Origin of the sequence: Mesorhizobium sp. B2-4-13 (assembly GCF_006658535.1) — a bacterium.
GTDB classification, from domain to species: domain Bacteria; phylum Pseudomonadota; class Alphaproteobacteria; order Rhizobiales; family Rhizobiaceae; genus Mesorhizobium; species Mesorhizobium australicum.
This window is the reverse complement of the sequence record NZ_VFVB01000014.1, coordinates 107828-123281: the sequence shown is the minus strand read 5'-3', so window position 1 is coordinate 123281 and position 15454 is coordinate 107828. Positions and strand designations below refer to the sequence as shown.

Here is a 15454-nt window from a genome sequence, read left to right as displayed (position 1 = left end):
CTCAGCTCGCCCAGCCGAGCACCCTTCGCAGCAGGCCAAGGTTGTGGTTCAGGCGAAGGTAATACTCGCGTTCCGGCCGGTCGCGGATCTGGAGCACGGCCAGTGGCGGGGTTGCGATCAGCATTTTGAGCGCGCGCGCGATTCTCTGGCTCCGCGTTTTCAAGCTCCTCAGTTCCACCTCGCCTTCCTTGCGGGCACGCTCGGTGAGCCATGCGCGCGTAAGACGGCCAGCATGGACTTTGTGGTCCACCACGAAGGCGTCCGAGTACCAGCAGCGATAGCCGGCCGCAATCAGGTCGGTCATCATCTGGGCCTCTTCCCCGCTGGCGAGGTTCGAGCCGACCCGACCCGTCGTGACGTCGAACCCGCCGAGCGCGTCCAGCGCGCTGCGGCGGAACAACATGTTGGCGCCGACGCCAATGGGATGATGGGTCGTGTCCACGAAGCCGTCCTCATCGACCACCGACAATAACAGGCGCGCCCGCGGCCCGAGGCTGCTCGGGGGCATTTCAAGGCTGCCGGCGTTGTCGGGCCAGCGTGGGATCACCCGCCCAGCCAGGATGGCGGTGTGGACGTCACAGCGGGCCGCGCAGGTGATCGCCGCCTCTACCCAGCCTGCGCGCGGCACAGCGTCGTCGTCCAGCAGCGCAATCCATTCGCCCCTACCGGCCTCGAAACCCGCGTTGCGGGCCAGGGCAACGCCGGGCTTGTCGAGCCGGATGAGGCTCAGTCCATCGCGTCCCCTCAGGTCCTCCAGCACCTCGGCATGCGCCGGCGCCGAGGCGCTGTCGATGACGATGACCTCCACCGGCTGGCCCACGCACTGCGGCAGCAGGGCATTGACGTTCTCCAGAACGTCGTGGCTGCGATTGTGCGTGGCGATGACGATGCTGATGACCGGGGCACCGGCGCTGATATTCGGCGCGTCGTTGGCGTCGCTAGTGCCAATTCGACGGTTAAATTCCATCCCCATTCAGTCCAACGCCGCGTCCTGGGCGGCCGGCGGGCGCGCACCCAGGCCGATCGACCAAAAGAATGCGGCGCGCAACGGCGTCGGCGTCACGAGCTGCCTTACCGCCCGGAACGGAAATACCAGCAGCGCATGACGCACCGCGAATCGCACGCCTTTGGCATCCCCCCTGGCCGCCCGCTCCACCGCTGCATCGGCGAAATAGGTGTAGAACCCCAAGAGCGTGGCGAAATAGGAATGCAGCCACTCTTTCGGCGAGCGCCACTTGCGCCACACCGGCATGGCATGCCGCATGAACACCTTGCGCGTATAGGGAATCCGGCTCAGGACCAAGGCATCATAAGATCCCGACGGACGCTGGCGGAACAAGACGCAAGGCACGGTCACATGCTCCATATGCCCTCCTCGGGCGAGGCGCAATTGCCAGTCCCAGTCCTGGTCGGCCAGCAGGGTCTCGTCAAAATAACCGTACACGTCGCGTACCCCGACACGCGCCATCGTGGCGCCGATCTGCGGGAAATAGCCGTCGAGCATCATCTTCAGATGGTCGCCGTCGAGGCGGACGTCATAGGGAATTGGGGCGGCTATGGGCCGCAGATTAGGATCGGTCATCACGACCTGACCGAAGACCGCCTCGACTTCCGGCTGGCAGTCGAAGATTTGCAAGTGCGACCGTACATGTTGCTCGGTCCAGACGTCGTCGTCGTCCAGAAAGGCTAGAAACTCGCCTGTGGCCGCCCGCATCGCCGCGTTACGCGCGGCCCCGGCGCCAGCAGTTGTCACGATGAGGTGCTGCGCGCCGTGGGCTTGCGTCACCTTGGCGGTGGCGTCGTGGTTGGAGCCGTTGTCGCCAACCAGAATCTCGAACGTCAGGTCGGGGCCTTCCAGCGCGCGGATGCTCGCCAGCGCCGGGCCCAGGAACTGCGGACGGTCGCGGGTCGGGACGACCACAGAAACGATGCGCACCTTATTCACCCCCACTCCTCCCACCGATCGAAGACGCCCGACAGGGCGGCCGAAAATACTCGGATGCTGTCGAAGCGCGTGATGAAGGTCCGCGCGATGGTGCCGGCCGAACGCGTCTCCTCGGCCTGCGCGTAGACCAGATCATAGCCAGCTGCCTTGGCCTCCCGCATAGCAACCGCCGTCCAGTTGGCCGACTGGCCAAGCGGGATTGCGAACGACGTCGGCGCAAAGCCGAGCCGAGCCTCAATCATAGCGCGCGAGCGGTCCAATTCCTCGCGCGCGGCGGGGCCGTCCAGTTGCCCAAAATCGGGATGGGTCGCGGAGTGGCTGCCGATTTCGGCGCCGTCGGCGACGAGGCGCTCCAGATCGCGCCAGCCCAGAACCTCGTCGGTCGCCCAGGGCGAGCCACCTTCGCTCCAGTCGGTGACCACGAAAAGGCTCCATGGTACCGCGAAGTCTTTCAGGATCGGCGCAGCCACGGTCATCACGCTGCGGAGGCCGTCATCGAACGTGATGGCGAGGTCCATTGGGTCGCCCCCCGTCCGCGCGATCTCCGAGGCTGGCACGAACCGGTAGCCCCGCGCCGCAGCCCACTCCAACTGGCGACGGAACAGCTTCGGCGGCACATCGTTGTGGTCCATCAGCGGCTGGCCGACCGAGTGGTAGGCCAGGATCCGGCCTCCTGAACGGGGTACGCGTCGGCCTAGAATGGACAAACCTTGACGTTCGATGGCCATACGTGGCCCGACTACATGACGCCTTTCGACACCGAACGCGCGCACAGCGCGCTTCAGAACCTTCGGTGCTCGCCCAAGCATACCCACTTTCGCCCTCTTTCCTTTACCCGAGTCGAATAGCAAGCCTGAGCCAGCTATGGCTTCTGACGAACCCGAGGCGCCTAAAGCCCCATCCCGTCGAACGGCACCCCTCTATCGGGAGAAAGAGCAAGGCTCTGACAGGCTGTCGAAACTGTTTTGGTCGAGGAGTGTATCAGATTCAAACCATGCACAGACCAGAGTCAAAAAGGGTATCTCCGCCACTTTTTGGGCAGCCTGCTAAATCAAAAGTGTAAATCACGATGGCTGCCGGAACTGAAAGCCTCCTTCGTGCGGGTCGCTCCTGAAGGCCGGTCAGTCTGCGTCCTGGCATCGCACACGCGGCCGCCGAAGTGCCGGCCGGCAAACTTTACAATTGAACCCAAAAGTTAACTGCCGCTCCTTAGCCGGCCACCAACCGGGGCAGCCATTCAGGCAGCAGGTTTCGGATGGCGTCCCAGGGCCCGTCGAAGGTCCTGGTCCGCGCCAGACGCCCCCATACCCGTAGCCGTTCGGGCAGCGACATCAGGCGCACAGAACGTTTCAGGATCGCCTCGACCGTGTCGAACTCGCCGAACACCCCATTGAGCAGGATGTCGGGATAACCGTCGTAGAATTCCTCGTCCGCGGGCGCGCGCTGCCCACGAAGCGGCGTGACTGGCGGGATCGCCAGGGCCTTGGCGTAGAGCGCCTCCAGGCTTGCGAGCCAATTGGGCGCGGTGTGCAGCCGCTTGACGTTGGACGCCGTCTCATCGCCCCGCTGACGCAGGGCCTCTGGGGCAGCGAGCCAGTCCGCCAGGATGCGGTTGTAGTCCGCCATGGAGGTGGCAAAGCCAATGGTTGGCGCCAGCCCGGGCATATCGGTGCTCATGACGTTCGCATCCGACGGATAGGGAAACAGCGTCACGCAGGGCGCGCCCAGCCCGCCGGCTTCCAGCATCGAGGTAATCGAAACAAAGGGGTACGAGTCAAGGTAGATGTCCGCCGCCTCGAAGGCGAGCGACGGATCGGGCGTCTCCGGCCGTCCCATGATCCGCCCGCCAGTCGCCGCTATGGCCTGTTGCCAGTCGACCGGCTCCCCCGGCCCTACGACCAACAATCGCGCATCGGGACGAGCCAGGAGCGCCTCGACATGCATATCGGCGAACGAGACCCCGCCCATCGTGCGGTATTTCACGCCTCGCGCCACGGACACCAGGAGCGGTCCGCCGGCCGGAATGCCGAGCCTCTGCCGCGCCTCGGCCCGGCTGTGCTTGCGTACCGGCAAATCGATCTGGATCGGCAGGATGGCGTGACGCTCCGCTGGGATCGCACGCCGTTCCACCACCAGCCGCTCGCCCGACACCCGCGAACTGGCGATCAGGTCGCACACCGATAGCCCGACCCAGAACGCGTGGTCGGCGTGGTTGATCAGGACCACGGGCGGTCGGTTGCGCTCGTCAGCAAAGGCTATGCCCGGCGTCGGGTCCTCGTTGCTGACGTGCAGGACGACGAGGTCGAAATCGAGCGACAACTTGCGGAGCGCACGGGCCCATTCCACCGGTCCGCCGCGCGTCGCGCCGATCATATGGATGTGTCCGCCACGAGCCTCCACGGCCTCGCGCACCGACGGCGGCGGCTCGCCGGGATGGCGCAACAGGGCCAACGAGTGATGACGTGCCTCATCGGCGGCGATCCAGCGGCGCATCATCCGCGTGAGGCCGCCGACCTCGTTCAGAGCGGTGGCCACATGCAGCACGCGGCCGATCTGCGTCCGCGCCGGTCGCGCAGCTTCGGCCTTTGCGGAGAGCGTCCGTCGCGCGATCTCGATCAGTATTTGCTCAAGCGGCTCTGACCGATAGAAGCCGCAGTGCCGCTTCCGTGCAAGCGTGACGGCCGCCTCTACATAGGCCGCCGCGGAGTTGAGGTCATCAGCCTCCAGGCAGCGCTCAGCCTCACCGCGAAGGCTTTGGAACTCTGCGTAGTTGTGACGCATACGCGCCACCTCTGGCACGCAGGGCACGCTTTCAGATCGCATCGTTTCCGGCATCCTTCCCCCAAGGTCGCAGCCTGCCTTAAAACTTGTTATACCGAGTGGCCAAGGCTTGCCAAGCGACAAGGCAGGTTACATAGAAATGGTCACCGACGCTGCCGATCCGATCTTTGAGCGCGCGCCAAGGCTCGCATCGATTTGCAGGAGATGGCGCGAGACAGACAGCTCCAGGGGGGAAGCGATGCCGATTTCCGACAGTGTGGTTCTGCGTGGCGAGGTCGTCGTCCATCACCCCAATCTGGTGAACCTCTACGGCTGCGAGGTCGGTAACGGCTCGCGCATCGGCGCCTTCGTCGAGATTCAGAAAAATTCCTGCATCGGCGAGCGCTGCAAGATCTCTTCGCACACATTCATCTGCGAGGGCGTGACCATCGAGGACGAGGTCTTCATCGGTCATGGGGTTATGTTCACCAACGACCGCCTTCCCCGAGCCACCAACCTGGACGGGAGCGCCCAGAGTGATGCCGACTGGAAGGTCGAGCCGACCCTGGTCAAGAAGGGCGCCTCCATCGGCTCCAACGCCACTATCACCCCGGGCGTGACCATCGGAGAGCGGGCACTGATCGGCGCCGGCGCCGTCGTCACCCGTGATATCCCCGCCTTCGCCATTGCCGCCGGCGTTCCAGCCCGCGTGGTCGGAGACGTAAGGACCGCAAAGCCTGGCTGACTCCCCTGCGGCAGGGTTTCTATACACCGAATTGCGATCTTTGGTGGATTTAGAGAGATCGTTTGAGGTACTTCCAGGGCCCGCCCTCGCCTGGCTGGATGATGCTGGTTAGGTCTTGATGACCCAACGGCCATAGTGACCGCACGGCTTTGCCGCTTCAAACTACGAGTTGAAGAGGTCGAGATGGCACGACATTGGACGATCAATTGGCGACTTCCTTTCTCAACCGACGACAGGCTTCAACGGGCCTCCAAGACTCCGGCGGGCCGGGGGTGGAGTGAAGGGTAGGTCAAAATGATCAATATCGGCATCATCGGTTACGGCTACTGGGGGCCGAACCTCCTGCGCAACTTCATGGAGTTTCCCGATGCCCGGGTCCGCATAGTCGCCGACCTGGATCCCAAGAAGCGCGAGTTGGTGGAGCGTCGCTATCCGGGTGTCCAGACCACCAGGGACGTCCAGGCGCTATTCCGCGATCCCGAGATCGACGCCATCGCCGTGGCGACGCCGGTCAATAGCCACTTCGAACTGGGCATGTCGGCGCTGAAGGCCGGCAAGCATCTCTGGCTCGAGAAGCCGATGACCGAAACCTCGCTACAGGCCAGGATGCTGGTCAATGAGGCCGACAAGCGCGGATTGACCCTGATCGTCGACCACACGTTCATTTATACCGGTGCAGTCCGGAAGATGCGCGAGATCGTCGCTGCCGGCGACCTCGGCCAGATTTATTATTACGACGCAACCCGGGTGAACCTGGGCCTCTTCCAGAAGGACGTGAACGTCATCTCCGACCTGGCGGTCCACGATTTCGCGATCATCGACCGTCTGTTCGAAGAGCATCCGACCGCGGTTTCGGCCAGCGGCATCAACCATTTCCCCGGCACGCCGGAAAATCTGGCCTATATCTCGCTGTTTTACGACTCCGGCATGATGGCGCACATTAATGTGAGTTGGCTGGCTCCGGTGAAGGTGCGCAACATCCTGGTGGGCGGCTCCAACAAGATGATCACCTATGACGATCTGGAGCCGTCCGAGAAGGTCAAGGTCTACGACAAGGGCGTGTCCTTCACCGACGACCCGGCCAAGATCCACGAGATGCGCGTGGGCTACCGGACGGGCGACATGTGGGCGCCCAAGCTCGACTCCACGGAGGCCCTGCGCATCGCTGGCCAGGAGTGGATCGACTGCATTATCGAAAAGAAGGTTCCGACCGCTGATGGCCGGCTTGGCCTGCGCGTGGTGGAGATCATCGAGGCCGCCACCAGTTCCATGCGCGGGCGTGGCGAAACCGTTCACCTGCGACGCAAAGACGCCGCCTAATATGATCCCGTTCGTCGATCTCACTACACAGTATGTCTCGATCAAGTCCGAGGTAGATGCCGCCATTCAGCGCACCCTGGAGACCTGTCAGTTCATCCTGGGCGCCGATGTCGCTGAATTCGAAAAGGAATTCGCCGCCTATTCGCAAGCGGCCTTCGGCGCCGGCGTCAACACCGGCACCAGCGCCCTGCACCTGGGCCTGCTGGCCGCCGGGATTGGGCCCGGCGACGAGGTGATCACCTCCCCCTTCACCTTCGTGGCGACAGTGGCGGCCATCTACTACACAGGCGCGACCCCCGTGCTCGTCGATATCGATCCTGCAACCTACACCATCGACCCGGCTCAGATCGAGGCCGCGGTCACGCCGGCCACCAAGGCGATTATCCCGGTCCACCTCTACGGCCAGCCGGCCGACATGGACCCGATCATGGCCATCGCCCGGAAGCACGGCCTGATGGTGCTGGAAGACGCCTGCCAGGCTCACGGCGCGGAATACAAAGGCAAGCGCGTCGGCGCCATCGGCGATATGGCGGCTTTCAGCTTCTATCCCGGCAAGAACCTTGGCGCCTATGGCGAAGGCGGTATGCTGACGACCGACAACGCCGACCACAACCGCGCCGTACGCATGCTGCGCGACTGGGGCGCCGAGCGGAAGTACCACCACGAAGTCAAGGGCTACAACTACCGACTGGAAGGCCTTCAGGGCTCTATCCTGCGCGTGAAGCTCAAGTACCTGGACCGGTGGACCGAGCAGCGCCGCGCCACTGCCGCCCGCTATGACGCCATGTTCGCCGGCACCGGGCTGCCGACCCCCTTCGTGCGCGATGATGTGCGCCACGTCTACCACATCTACGCCATCCGCACGCCCGACCGCGCCGGCTGGCAGGAGGCGCTGAACGCCCAGGGGATCCAGTCGGGCATCCACTATCCCATTCCGGTGCACCTGCTGCCCGCCTACGCCGACCTCGGCTACAAGCAGAGCCAGTTCCCGCACTCCGAAAAGGCCGCCGCCGAGGTTCTGTCCCTACCGATGTTTCCGGAGTTCACGGAGCAGCAGCAGGACGTGGTGGTGGCCGCAGTCAGGGAATTGCAAGCAAGCGTTTGACGAGCGGGTCCCCGCTCAGCCGGAAACAGGCCTACCAAGGCGCCTCCAAACCGATGACAAGGAAATACGATGAAACTTGAAGGCTCTCGCATCCTGGTGACCGGCGGCTGCGGTCTGATCGGCTCGACCACCATCGACCTGCTGCTGAAGGAGCACGCGCCGGAAAAGATTGTGATCCTCGACAACCTGATCCGTGGCAGCCTGCAAAACGTCCAGGACGCCCTGCAAGACCCGCGCGTCGAACTCGTCGAAGGTGACATTCGCGACGTGGCGGCTGTCCACAGGGCCACTGACGGGATGGACGCCGTCATCCACATGGCAACCTTGAGGGTCATCGCCTGCGCCGCCGAGCCTCGCGAAGCCCTCGGCGTCATGTGCGATGGCAGCTACAACGTCATTGAGGCCGCCCAGGCCAAAGGCGTGAAAAAGATCTGCGCGGCCTCCTCGGCCTCGGTCTACGGCCTGGCCGACCTCTTCCCGACCGATGAGAGCCACCACCCCTACAACAACCGCACCTGGTACGGCGCCAGCAAGATCATGTTGGAAGGCCTGTTGCGCTCGTTCAACGACATGTACGACCTGCCCTACGTGGCCTTGCGCTATTTCAACGTGTACGGCCCGCGCATGGACCTGCACGGTAAGTATACCGAGGTTCTGATCCGCTGGATGGACCGCATCGACGCCGGCCAGCCGCCGCTGATCCTCGGCGACGGGTCCACCACCATGGACTTCGTCTATATCGAGGACATCGCCCGAGCCAACATCCTTTCCCTGCTGTCGGACGTGGAGGATGACGTGTTCAACATCGCCAGCGGCGTGGAGACTAGCCTGAACGACCTGGCCGCCTCGCTCCTGCGCGTGATGGGCTCCAAACTCCAGCCGGAGTACGGGCCCGAGCGCAAGGTGAACCCCGTCTCGCGGCGCCTGGCCGACACGTCGAAGGCAGAGAAGATGCTGGGCTTCAAGGCGACCATTGACCTGGACCAGGGCCTCACCCGCCTGGTCGAATGGTGGCGCGCCAATCGCGAGCAGGTGACTGACGGCCCGCTCGGGCGGCGAAGCTCTCCTGATAGGCTTCGCACGCCGCCTGCGCGCGACGCTGAGTTTTCCCTGATAGGGATTGCGCGGGCCAGATAGCGCCACAAGCTTGCCGCTGCGGCTGGCGCCATGCGCTTCACCTGGGCGCGATCGAACCAGCGCACAATCTTGGCAAGCGGACCAGCGTCAAGGAAGTCACTGCAGAAGTGACGTGCCGCAGCTCGTGGGGTTGGGTCCCTCGGCGTCACTGCAATAGCGGCGGCGGCGGCTCTGCCTTCCTGATTACCGCCGACTGGCCCGACATCTGGCGCGTACTTCGGGGCGGCTGATCACGCGCCACATTAAGGATCAGCCGTTGCCTCCGACCGTGATGCCAATTGTTCTCACATTGCACGCGGCCACTGATACCGACGATCGTCTGAAACAACGTGTCGAGTGCGTTCGTCCACTGGGCTCTAATTTGCAGATTTGCAGCGCCTGCAAATCGGCTGGCGCTCCGAGAGCCAAGTAAAAAATTTTGAAGCAATTCTGGATCGTAAACTCGCCGGGGGCACGGCGACCAGGGGGGCAGCTACCCGCCTCTCGTTCATGTGATCGGTGGGGAAAACGACACTGGTCGACAAGCCGACGTAGGCTGCCTGGAGCGTATCAGTTCAGCCAAGGACCATTCCAGCGAATACCACAGTGAGAAGCAGTGACACTGGCACGGCTAGAAGGCAACACATCTCGATGGTTCTGGTATCTTGCTGCTTGTCCATCTTCGCCGTCTCGCATTGTTCGCTGTCATTTTGACGCTAGCGGGTCGCCGATGGAAGCCGGTCCGAGCGAGGCCGCTTGAGAAGCAGCCGGGGTGCTGTATATTGGCAACACCTTGACCGATCTCAGGAAGCCGCCATCTCCGGCATTGCCTCCAACGATCACGGCACGGCCTCGAACAGCGCCGCCGAGAAAATAGGGTGCGGGCATTCAGAAAGGCAGGCCAACGCCAACACGCTGACGCATGAGGCAAGTTCCGGCATCACGCCCCCCTTTGGATCTGCGTCGGCCACGAGTATGCGATTGTTCAGGCCGGCCAGTCTGCGGCTTACCCGAGGCGCCAGGAAGACGACTTCTTTCCCGATCCTTTTCCCACCGGGAGTTTGTCATTGTCGGCGAGGTTGCTGAGGAAGCCGACGAGCATCTTCGCCTGCTCGGACGTGCAGGAATATAACCGCCGTTGGGCATCGGTTCGGGATTCGACAATTCCGAGTTTGGCCATATCGATCAAATGCTGTGAAAGGGCGGACTGTGTCCCACCGACCAAAGAGACCAGCTCCGACACCGATCTCTCACCATCCATCAGATGAACCAGGATCAGCAACCGCTTGCTGAAACCCAGGACCGCGAATAGCCGCGAGGCAGCGGAGAGCTGCCTTAGCGAAGGCCGGCCCTTAGCTCGCGGACGCCTGCGAAGGTTGGGATCATCTTCGATTTCAGCCATACGCTGTCTCACGTAGGTACTCAAATCCACCTCGCTGCGGCTAAACACACTAAAGCCCGCCACTGAGGGAACGGTGGCGGGCTTTGTTTGAAAACTGTCCGAACAACTCTCGGGCGCCTCTGTCGGGGCGTCGAGTAGTGAACTTGGGCCGACAGGATCGGTTCCCGGCCGGAAGCAAAAAAGCCCGCCGGCGGAAGCCAGCGGGCGGTGGTAACGGCAGATCTTTCGGTTAGCTGGTCGGGCCTGTGACCGTGATCGACGAAGAGGTTCCGGCCGTAACAGCGGACAGTGAGATCGGCAAAGAATTGAAAAAACCGGCCCGCGGGGAAGGAATGCATAAACTTTGATGGGTCACATTAGAGCTTGGTTCGCCGGCTGCGTGGTAACTGCACGCTCGCTAATGTCTGTCGGGGTTTGAAATGTTCAGCGTTTTGCGCGGCTTTGCCCGCTCCCGCAGCGGGTCGATGATGCCGCTCTTCCTGGTGAGCCTGATGCCGTTGATCGCGGTCATCGGCTTCTCGGTCGACTATACCGGCGCGGTCCAGACCAAATCCAACCAGCAGCAGGCGCTGGATGCCGCGATCCTGACGATCACCACCATGGACACTACGTCGACGCTGGCGCAGCGCCAGACGATGCTGCAGGATTCCTTCGCCGCCAATGGCGGGCAGGGCATCGCGACGCTGACCAACTTCGTTGCCGGCAACACCACCACCGCCACTACGGCTCAGGCCACGGCTAGCTTCGCCATGCCGACCGTTTTCATGTCGATTGCCAGGATCAACACCGTACCGATCGCCGTCGCCTCTGCGGTCAGCAAGCCGCCCGCGCTGGTTGCGGCTACCTTCAAGGTCTCCGGGGTTTCGGGTTACTGGAACAAGACAATGACGCTTTACGGCACGCAATTCGGTGCGACGGTGGCCAAGCCGCTGATGACGATCGACTATACCTATGGGAACACCAAGGATCCCAAGGGCTACGGCACGACCAATGTCAACGTCCTCACCACCGATTCAGCCGGCAAGACCGTCACCACGCTGGTCCAGAAGCAGGTCTGCACCGTCGGCAACAATCCACCAAGCGGCGTGACCCTCAAGACCGATGCGAGCGGCACGAAATACTACTGCGTCGATACGATGTATCCGGCCAACAGCGCCGGCGCGGCGATCGACGTCAGCGCGATGGGCGGCCTCTATTTGCAGATGGACGTACCGTCGGGCAACCCGAAAAAGCTGATCTCAAATGATCCGACGACGTCCAACCGGCTCTATAGCGGGTTGAGTGCGACCACCTTGACCGAAACGGCCACCGGTCAGCCTGTCGATATCTTCAGTGTCGTGCCTTGTGGCGCGACAGCCTATCAAGCCTGGGAAGACGGCGGCAACTCGGTCCCGGCTCCAGTCAGCAATGCCGACTTCTTCTACAACGTGACCGGCAAATGCGACTACAACAAGCGGCCCTCGCAGACGGCACTGACGCAGTGACGTGGACGATCCCCCACAAGGAAGACCAGTCAGTCGGCCAACCCGGTATCGTGGTGACGATCGCATCAATGACCGCCTCATAGATGGGACAAACGTTCACGCATTCCAGACTTCCGTCGCCAAAGTTGAGCGATTTGGCATCACCCCCTGTGTGACTTGGCCACGGGACTGAACAACTGCGAACTCCGACCTCCCTTAACGCCCAAATGCCGGTTTGAAACGTCCGCAACCTATTGCGCCGCTACACCGATGACGTTTCGATAGGCGGCAGTCATCTTCCCGCCAAGCGGCGGCCGCTCTCACGGAGCCACTTCGAAATTGCAGGAGACAGGTCAGTCGCCATGAGGTCGCCGCTCACCTGACGATATGCGCCGGGCCCCCTCCTCCCTTTACCAGGGGTAGCATTAAGAGCTTGACGCGCTAGATGTGGACAGATGCCTAACAAAGATCACGAAAACTCGGGACTATCCCAGGCCGCTGCCGAGCTGCTTCTCCAAAGTGTCATCGACTATGCAATATTCATGCTTGATCCGAGTGGCAGGATAGAAAGTTGGAACCCTGGAGCCGAGCGCATTAAGGGATATACCGCCAGTGAGATCATCGGAGAACACTTCTCGCGCTTCTATACAGAAGAGGATCGTCTTGCTGGAGTGCCGGAAGCAGCCCTGAAGCAGGCGATACAGGAGGGTAGATTTCACGCCGAAGGCTGGCGCGTACGCAAGGACGGCAAGCGTTTCTGGGCGATGGTGGTAATCGACCCCATCTTCAAGGATGGGGAGCTCGCTGGATTCGCTAAAGTCACCCGAGATATCACTCACCATCGTGAGATGCAGGTGGCGGCTCTGGAGAGCGAACGTCGCTTCCGTCTACTGGTGCAAGGTGTGACAGACTACGCCATCTACATGCTTGACCCACAAGGCAAGATCACGAACTGGAACACCGGGGCCGAACGGATCAAAGGCTATAGCGCGGCCGAGATATTGGGCCAGCATTTTTCCACTTTCTATGCACCCGAGGAGCGCGAAGCCGGCCTCCCGAGCCACGTTTTGGAGGTAGCGGGGAAGGAAGGCCGTTATGAAGCTGAAGGCTGGAGGGTGCGCAAGGACGGGACCAAGTTCTGGGCAAACGTGATCGTCGACGCGATTTATGACGACAGTGGCCAGCTTATTGGTTTCGCAAAGGTCACCCGCGATCTTACCGAGAGGATAGAAACTCAACGCCAGCTGGACCAATCCCGAGAACAGTTGTTTCAGGCGCAGAAAATGGAGGCGATCGGACAACTGACCGGCGGGCTCGCGCATGACTTCAACAACTTGCTGACTGGGATCTCCGGAAGCCTGGACCTTCTGAAATCGCGTTTGGCGCAAGGGCGGGTGGATGAGCTTGGTCGTTACGTCATGTCGGCTCAGGGCGCAGCGAAACGGGCCGCCGCCCTCACCCACCGGCTCCTGGCCTTTGCCCGAAGACAGACACTCGACCCGAAGCCGACCAATGCAAATGATCTCATCACTGGGATGGAGGACATGATCCGCCGCACGATCGGCCCAACGATCGAAATGGAAACGGCACTTGCCATCGGTCTCTGGACCACAATCTGCGATGCGAACCAACTCGAAAACGCGATCCTGAACCTGAGCATCAACGCCAAGGACGCAATGCCGGATGGTGGTCGGCTTACGATTGAAACGGCGAACAAATGGGTGGACGACCAGATAGCAAAGGAGCGCGATATGCGCCCCGGTCAGTACATTCAGGTCAGCGTGAGCGACACCGGGACAGGCATGCCGGCGGATGTTGTAGCCCGTGCCTTCGACCCATTCTTTACCACAAAGCCGACGGGAGAAGGCACGGGACTCGGCCTTTCCATGATCTATGGCTTTGTCCGCCAGTCTAACGGCCAGGTGCGCATCTACACAGAAGTCGGGAAGGGCACGACTGTAGCGCTGTACCTTCCGCGCCATTGGCTCACTAGCAATGGGGAGGAAAACGAGCATCTAGCAGATGAGCCCGCGCCGCAGGGCCCTGGCGGCACGATTTTGGTGGTGGACGACGAGCCACTCATTCGAATGCTCATCTGCGAAGTGCTAGCCGATTCCGGATATCGCACCATCGAAGCCGCCGATGGCGCGTCCGGCCTAAAGGCCCTTCGTTCCGGCGAAAAGATCGATCTGCTCGTCACCGATGTGGGCCTTCCTGGAGGAATGAACGGGCGGCAACTTGCGGACGCCGCACGAGAAATCTACCCGCGTTTGAAAATACTGTTCATCACCGGCTATGCAGAGAATGCCGCTGTCGGAAACGGGCATCTCGCTCCAGGCATGCACGTTATGACCAAGCCGTTCGTGATGGACAAGTTGGCAGCCAAGATAAACGAGATGGCCAAAGACGAGTAGGCCGGCAGCCGAAGGTATTTGCACCAGATGCCGAGGTGGACGCAGAGCACCTCATCGACCGCGCTAGAGAGGTCTGCTTTGGTATAGCGCTTGCGGTCTATGGCTGGGTAGCCGCTAAGGCGTCGTGACAATTTTGGTATTTGAGCCAATCAACGCCAGGAAGTGGAGCCCTTTCCCGATCTTTTTCCGATCGGAAGTACGTCGCCGTCCGCGAAGTCGCTTAGGAACGCGACGACCATCTTCGCCTGCTTCGACGTACAGGAATAGATGTGCCGATGCCCTTCGGTTCGGAATTTGACAATTCCGAGATTGGCCATACCGCTCAAATGCTGTGAAAGGGCGGTCCGTGACCCACCAACTAGAGAGACTAGGTCCGACACCGATCTCTCACCATCCATCAGATGAACAAGGATCAGCAACCGCTTGCTGAAACCAAGGGCCGCGAATAGGCGCGAGGCAGCGGACACCCGGCTCAGCGAAGGCCGGCCCTTTGCTCGCGGGCGCCTGCGAAGGTTGGGATCATCTTTGATTTCAGCCATACGCTGTCTTCACGTAGCTACTCAAATCCACCTCGCCGCGGCTAAACACACTAAAGCCCGCCACTGAGGCAACGGTGGCGGGCTTTGTTTGAAAGCTGTCCGAACGACTCTCCGGCGCTCCTGTCCGGGGGGCTCGAGGGGCGCCGGGAAATGAACTTGGGCCGATAGGATCGGTTCCCGCCGCAAGCAAAAAAGCCCGCCGGCCGAAGCGAGCGGTCGGGCGGTAGCGGCAGATCTTTCGGTTAGCCGGTCGGGCCTGTGACCGTGATCGACGAGCCGCGATGAAGCAGGATCAAGAAGCAAGCCGCGTGGGCCCTGGACGGACCGTCCTATGGTCTGGCTACATCGTCCGGTCACGAAAGAGCCCGCTGGCCGAAGCCAGCGGGCAGGTTCACTTGGGAAGGCCGCTGGAGGGGTACAGCCGCTCCCGGACCTCGGCCGCTGCCACCAGTCCTACCGATGAACCTGCATTTGCAACTGTTCGCCGAACAGCTGAGCAGGGCGGCTCAATTCGGCAAGAACCCTGTTTTTAGGCGAACCGGACCACAGCGTTCGTCCGAAGTTACCCCCTTATACAATTCTGTGACGGATAACCGTATATGCAAGAAATACGCTCCGGCTTCATTTACCCATGACCGGGAAATG

At 61.8% G+C, this 15454-nt stretch carries 12 protein-coding genes; 6 read left to right on the top strand and 6 right to left on the bottom strand.

Annotated features, from left to right (window positions below):
- Nucleotide 1: 1 nt before the first annotated feature.
- The 4 genes from FJ936_RS28585 to FJ936_RS28570 form a co-directional block, all read right to left on the bottom strand.
- Nucleotides 2-973 carry a glycosyltransferase family 2 protein gene (locus FJ936_RS28585; RefSeq protein ID WP_141907316.1) on the bottom strand — a complete coding sequence of 324 codons (972 nt, stop codon included), beginning with the start codon at nt 971-973 and terminating at the stop codon, nt 2-4.
- Nucleotides 974-1945, bottom strand: a complete 972-nt coding sequence (locus FJ936_RS28580; protein ID WP_181763187.1) for a glycosyltransferase family 2 protein — start codon at nt 1943-1945, stop codon at nt 974-976.
- On the bottom strand, nt 1942-2673 hold the full coding sequence (locus FJ936_RS28575) for a polysaccharide deacetylase family protein (protein ID WP_224682075.1): 732 nt from the start codon (nt 2671-2673) through the stop codon (nt 1942-1944). The genes FJ936_RS28580 and FJ936_RS28575 overlap by 4 nt, the downstream gene beginning before the upstream one ends.
- Nucleotides 2674-3154: 481 nt before the next feature.
- Nucleotides 3155-4726: a glycosyltransferase family 4 protein gene (locus tag FJ936_RS28570; RefSeq protein WP_141907314.1), complete on the bottom strand. Its 1572-nt coding sequence runs from the start codon at nt 4724-4726 to the stop codon at nt 3155-3157.
- A gap of 238 nt (nt 4727-4964) precedes the next feature.
- Here FJ936_RS28570 and FJ936_RS28565 point away from each other — a divergent pair, with 238 nt between their 5' ends.
- The 4 genes from FJ936_RS28565 (at nt 4965) to FJ936_RS28550 (ending at nt 9012) form a co-directional block, all read left to right on the top strand.
- Nucleotides 4965-5450 (top strand): acyltransferase, encoded by a 486-nt coding sequence (locus FJ936_RS28565; protein ID WP_140793327.1) that lies wholly within the window; start codon nt 4965-4967, stop codon nt 5448-5450.
- Between the two features lie 294 nt (nt 5451-5744).
- Complete coding sequence (locus FJ936_RS28560; protein ID WP_140793325.1) at nt 5745-6770, top strand: Gfo/Idh/MocA family oxidoreductase; 1026 nt, start codon at nt 5745-5747, stop codon at nt 6768-6770.
- Between the two features lies 1 nt (nt 6771).
- Nucleotides 6772-7875 (top strand): DegT/DnrJ/EryC1/StrS family aminotransferase, encoded by a 1104-nt coding sequence (locus FJ936_RS28555; protein ID WP_141907313.1) that lies wholly within the window; start codon nt 6772-6774, stop codon nt 7873-7875.
- 69 nt (nt 7876-7944) lie between these two features.
- Nucleotides 7945-9012: an NAD-dependent epimerase/dehydratase family protein gene (locus tag FJ936_RS28550; RefSeq protein ID WP_141907312.1), complete on the top strand. Its 1068-nt coding sequence runs from the start codon at nt 7945-7947 to the stop codon at nt 9010-9012.
- A 985-nt stretch (nt 9013-9997) separates the two neighbouring features.
- On the opposite strand, the gene FJ936_RS28540 is transcribed toward FJ936_RS28550, so the two are convergent.
- Nucleotides 9998-10393 carry a metalloregulator ArsR/SmtB family transcription factor gene (locus tag FJ936_RS28540; RefSeq protein WP_246680572.1) on the bottom strand — a complete coding sequence of 132 codons (396 nt, stop codon included), beginning with the start codon at nt 10391-10393 and terminating at the stop codon, nt 9998-10000.
- Between the two features lie 419 nt (nt 10394-10812).
- Here FJ936_RS28540 and FJ936_RS28535 point away from each other — a divergent pair, with 419 nt between their 5' ends.
- A complete protein-coding gene (locus FJ936_RS28535) occupies nt 10813-11877 on the top strand; it encodes a pilus assembly protein TadG-related protein (RefSeq protein ID WP_141907310.1) in 1065 nt (354 codons plus the stop codon).
- 434 nt (nt 11878-12311) lie between these two features.
- Nucleotides 12312-14270 (top strand): PAS domain-containing sensor histidine kinase, encoded by a 1959-nt coding sequence (locus tag FJ936_RS28530; protein WP_140793665.1) that lies wholly within the window; start codon nt 12312-12314, stop codon nt 14268-14270.
- Between the two features lie 149 nt (nt 14271-14419).
- Here the strand turns inward: FJ936_RS28530 and FJ936_RS28525 are convergent, their stop codons facing one another.
- Nucleotides 14420-14809 (bottom strand): metalloregulator ArsR/SmtB family transcription factor, encoded by a 390-nt coding sequence (locus tag FJ936_RS28525; RefSeq protein WP_140793667.1) that lies wholly within the window; start codon nt 14807-14809, stop codon nt 14420-14422.
- Nucleotides 14810-15454: the final 645 nt, after the last annotated feature.

What these genes read in the sequence shown, in the direction of transcription:
- FJ936_RS28535 (WP_141907310.1), top strand. Translation starts at nt 10,813, where the DNA reads ATGTTCAGCGTTTTGCGCGGCTTTGCCCGCTCCCGCAGCGGGTCGATG.
- FJ936_RS28550 (WP_141907312.1), top strand. Translation starts at nt 7,945, where the DNA reads ATGAAACTTGAAGGCTCTCGCATCCTGGTGACCGGCGGCTGCGGTCTG.
- FJ936_RS28565 (WP_140793327.1), top strand. Translation starts at nt 4,965, where the DNA reads ATGCCGATTTCCGACAGTGTGGTTCTGCGTGGCGAGGTCGTCGTCCAT.
- FJ936_RS28560 (WP_140793325.1), top strand. Translation starts at nt 5,745, where the DNA reads ATGATCAATATCGGCATCATCGGTTACGGCTACTGGGGGCCGAACCTC.
- FJ936_RS28575 (WP_224682075.1), bottom strand. Translation starts at nt 2,673, where the DNA reads ATGGCCATCGAACGTCAAGGTTTGTCCATTCTAGGCCGACGCGTACCC.
- FJ936_RS28540 (WP_246680572.1), bottom strand. Translation starts at nt 10,393, where the DNA reads ATGGCTGAAATCGAAGATGATCCCAACCTTCGCAGGCGTCCGCGAGCT.
- FJ936_RS28530 (WP_140793665.1), top strand. Translation starts at nt 12,312, where the DNA reads ATGCCTAACAAAGATCACGAAAACTCGGGACTATCCCAGGCCGCTGCC.
- FJ936_RS28570 (WP_141907314.1), bottom strand. Translation starts at nt 4,726, where the DNA reads ATGCGTCACAACTACGCAGAGTTCCAAAGCCTTCGCGGTGAGGCTGAG.
- FJ936_RS28525 (WP_140793667.1), bottom strand. Translation starts at nt 14,809, where the DNA reads ATGGCTGAAATCAAAGATGATCCCAACCTTCGCAGGCGCCCGCGAGCA.
- FJ936_RS28585 (WP_141907316.1), bottom strand. Translation starts at nt 973, where the DNA reads ATGGGGATGGAATTTAACCGTCGAATTGGCACTAGCGACGCCAACGAC.
- FJ936_RS28555 (WP_141907313.1), top strand. Translation starts at nt 6,772, where the DNA reads ATGATCCCGTTCGTCGATCTCACTACACAGTATGTCTCGATCAAGTCC.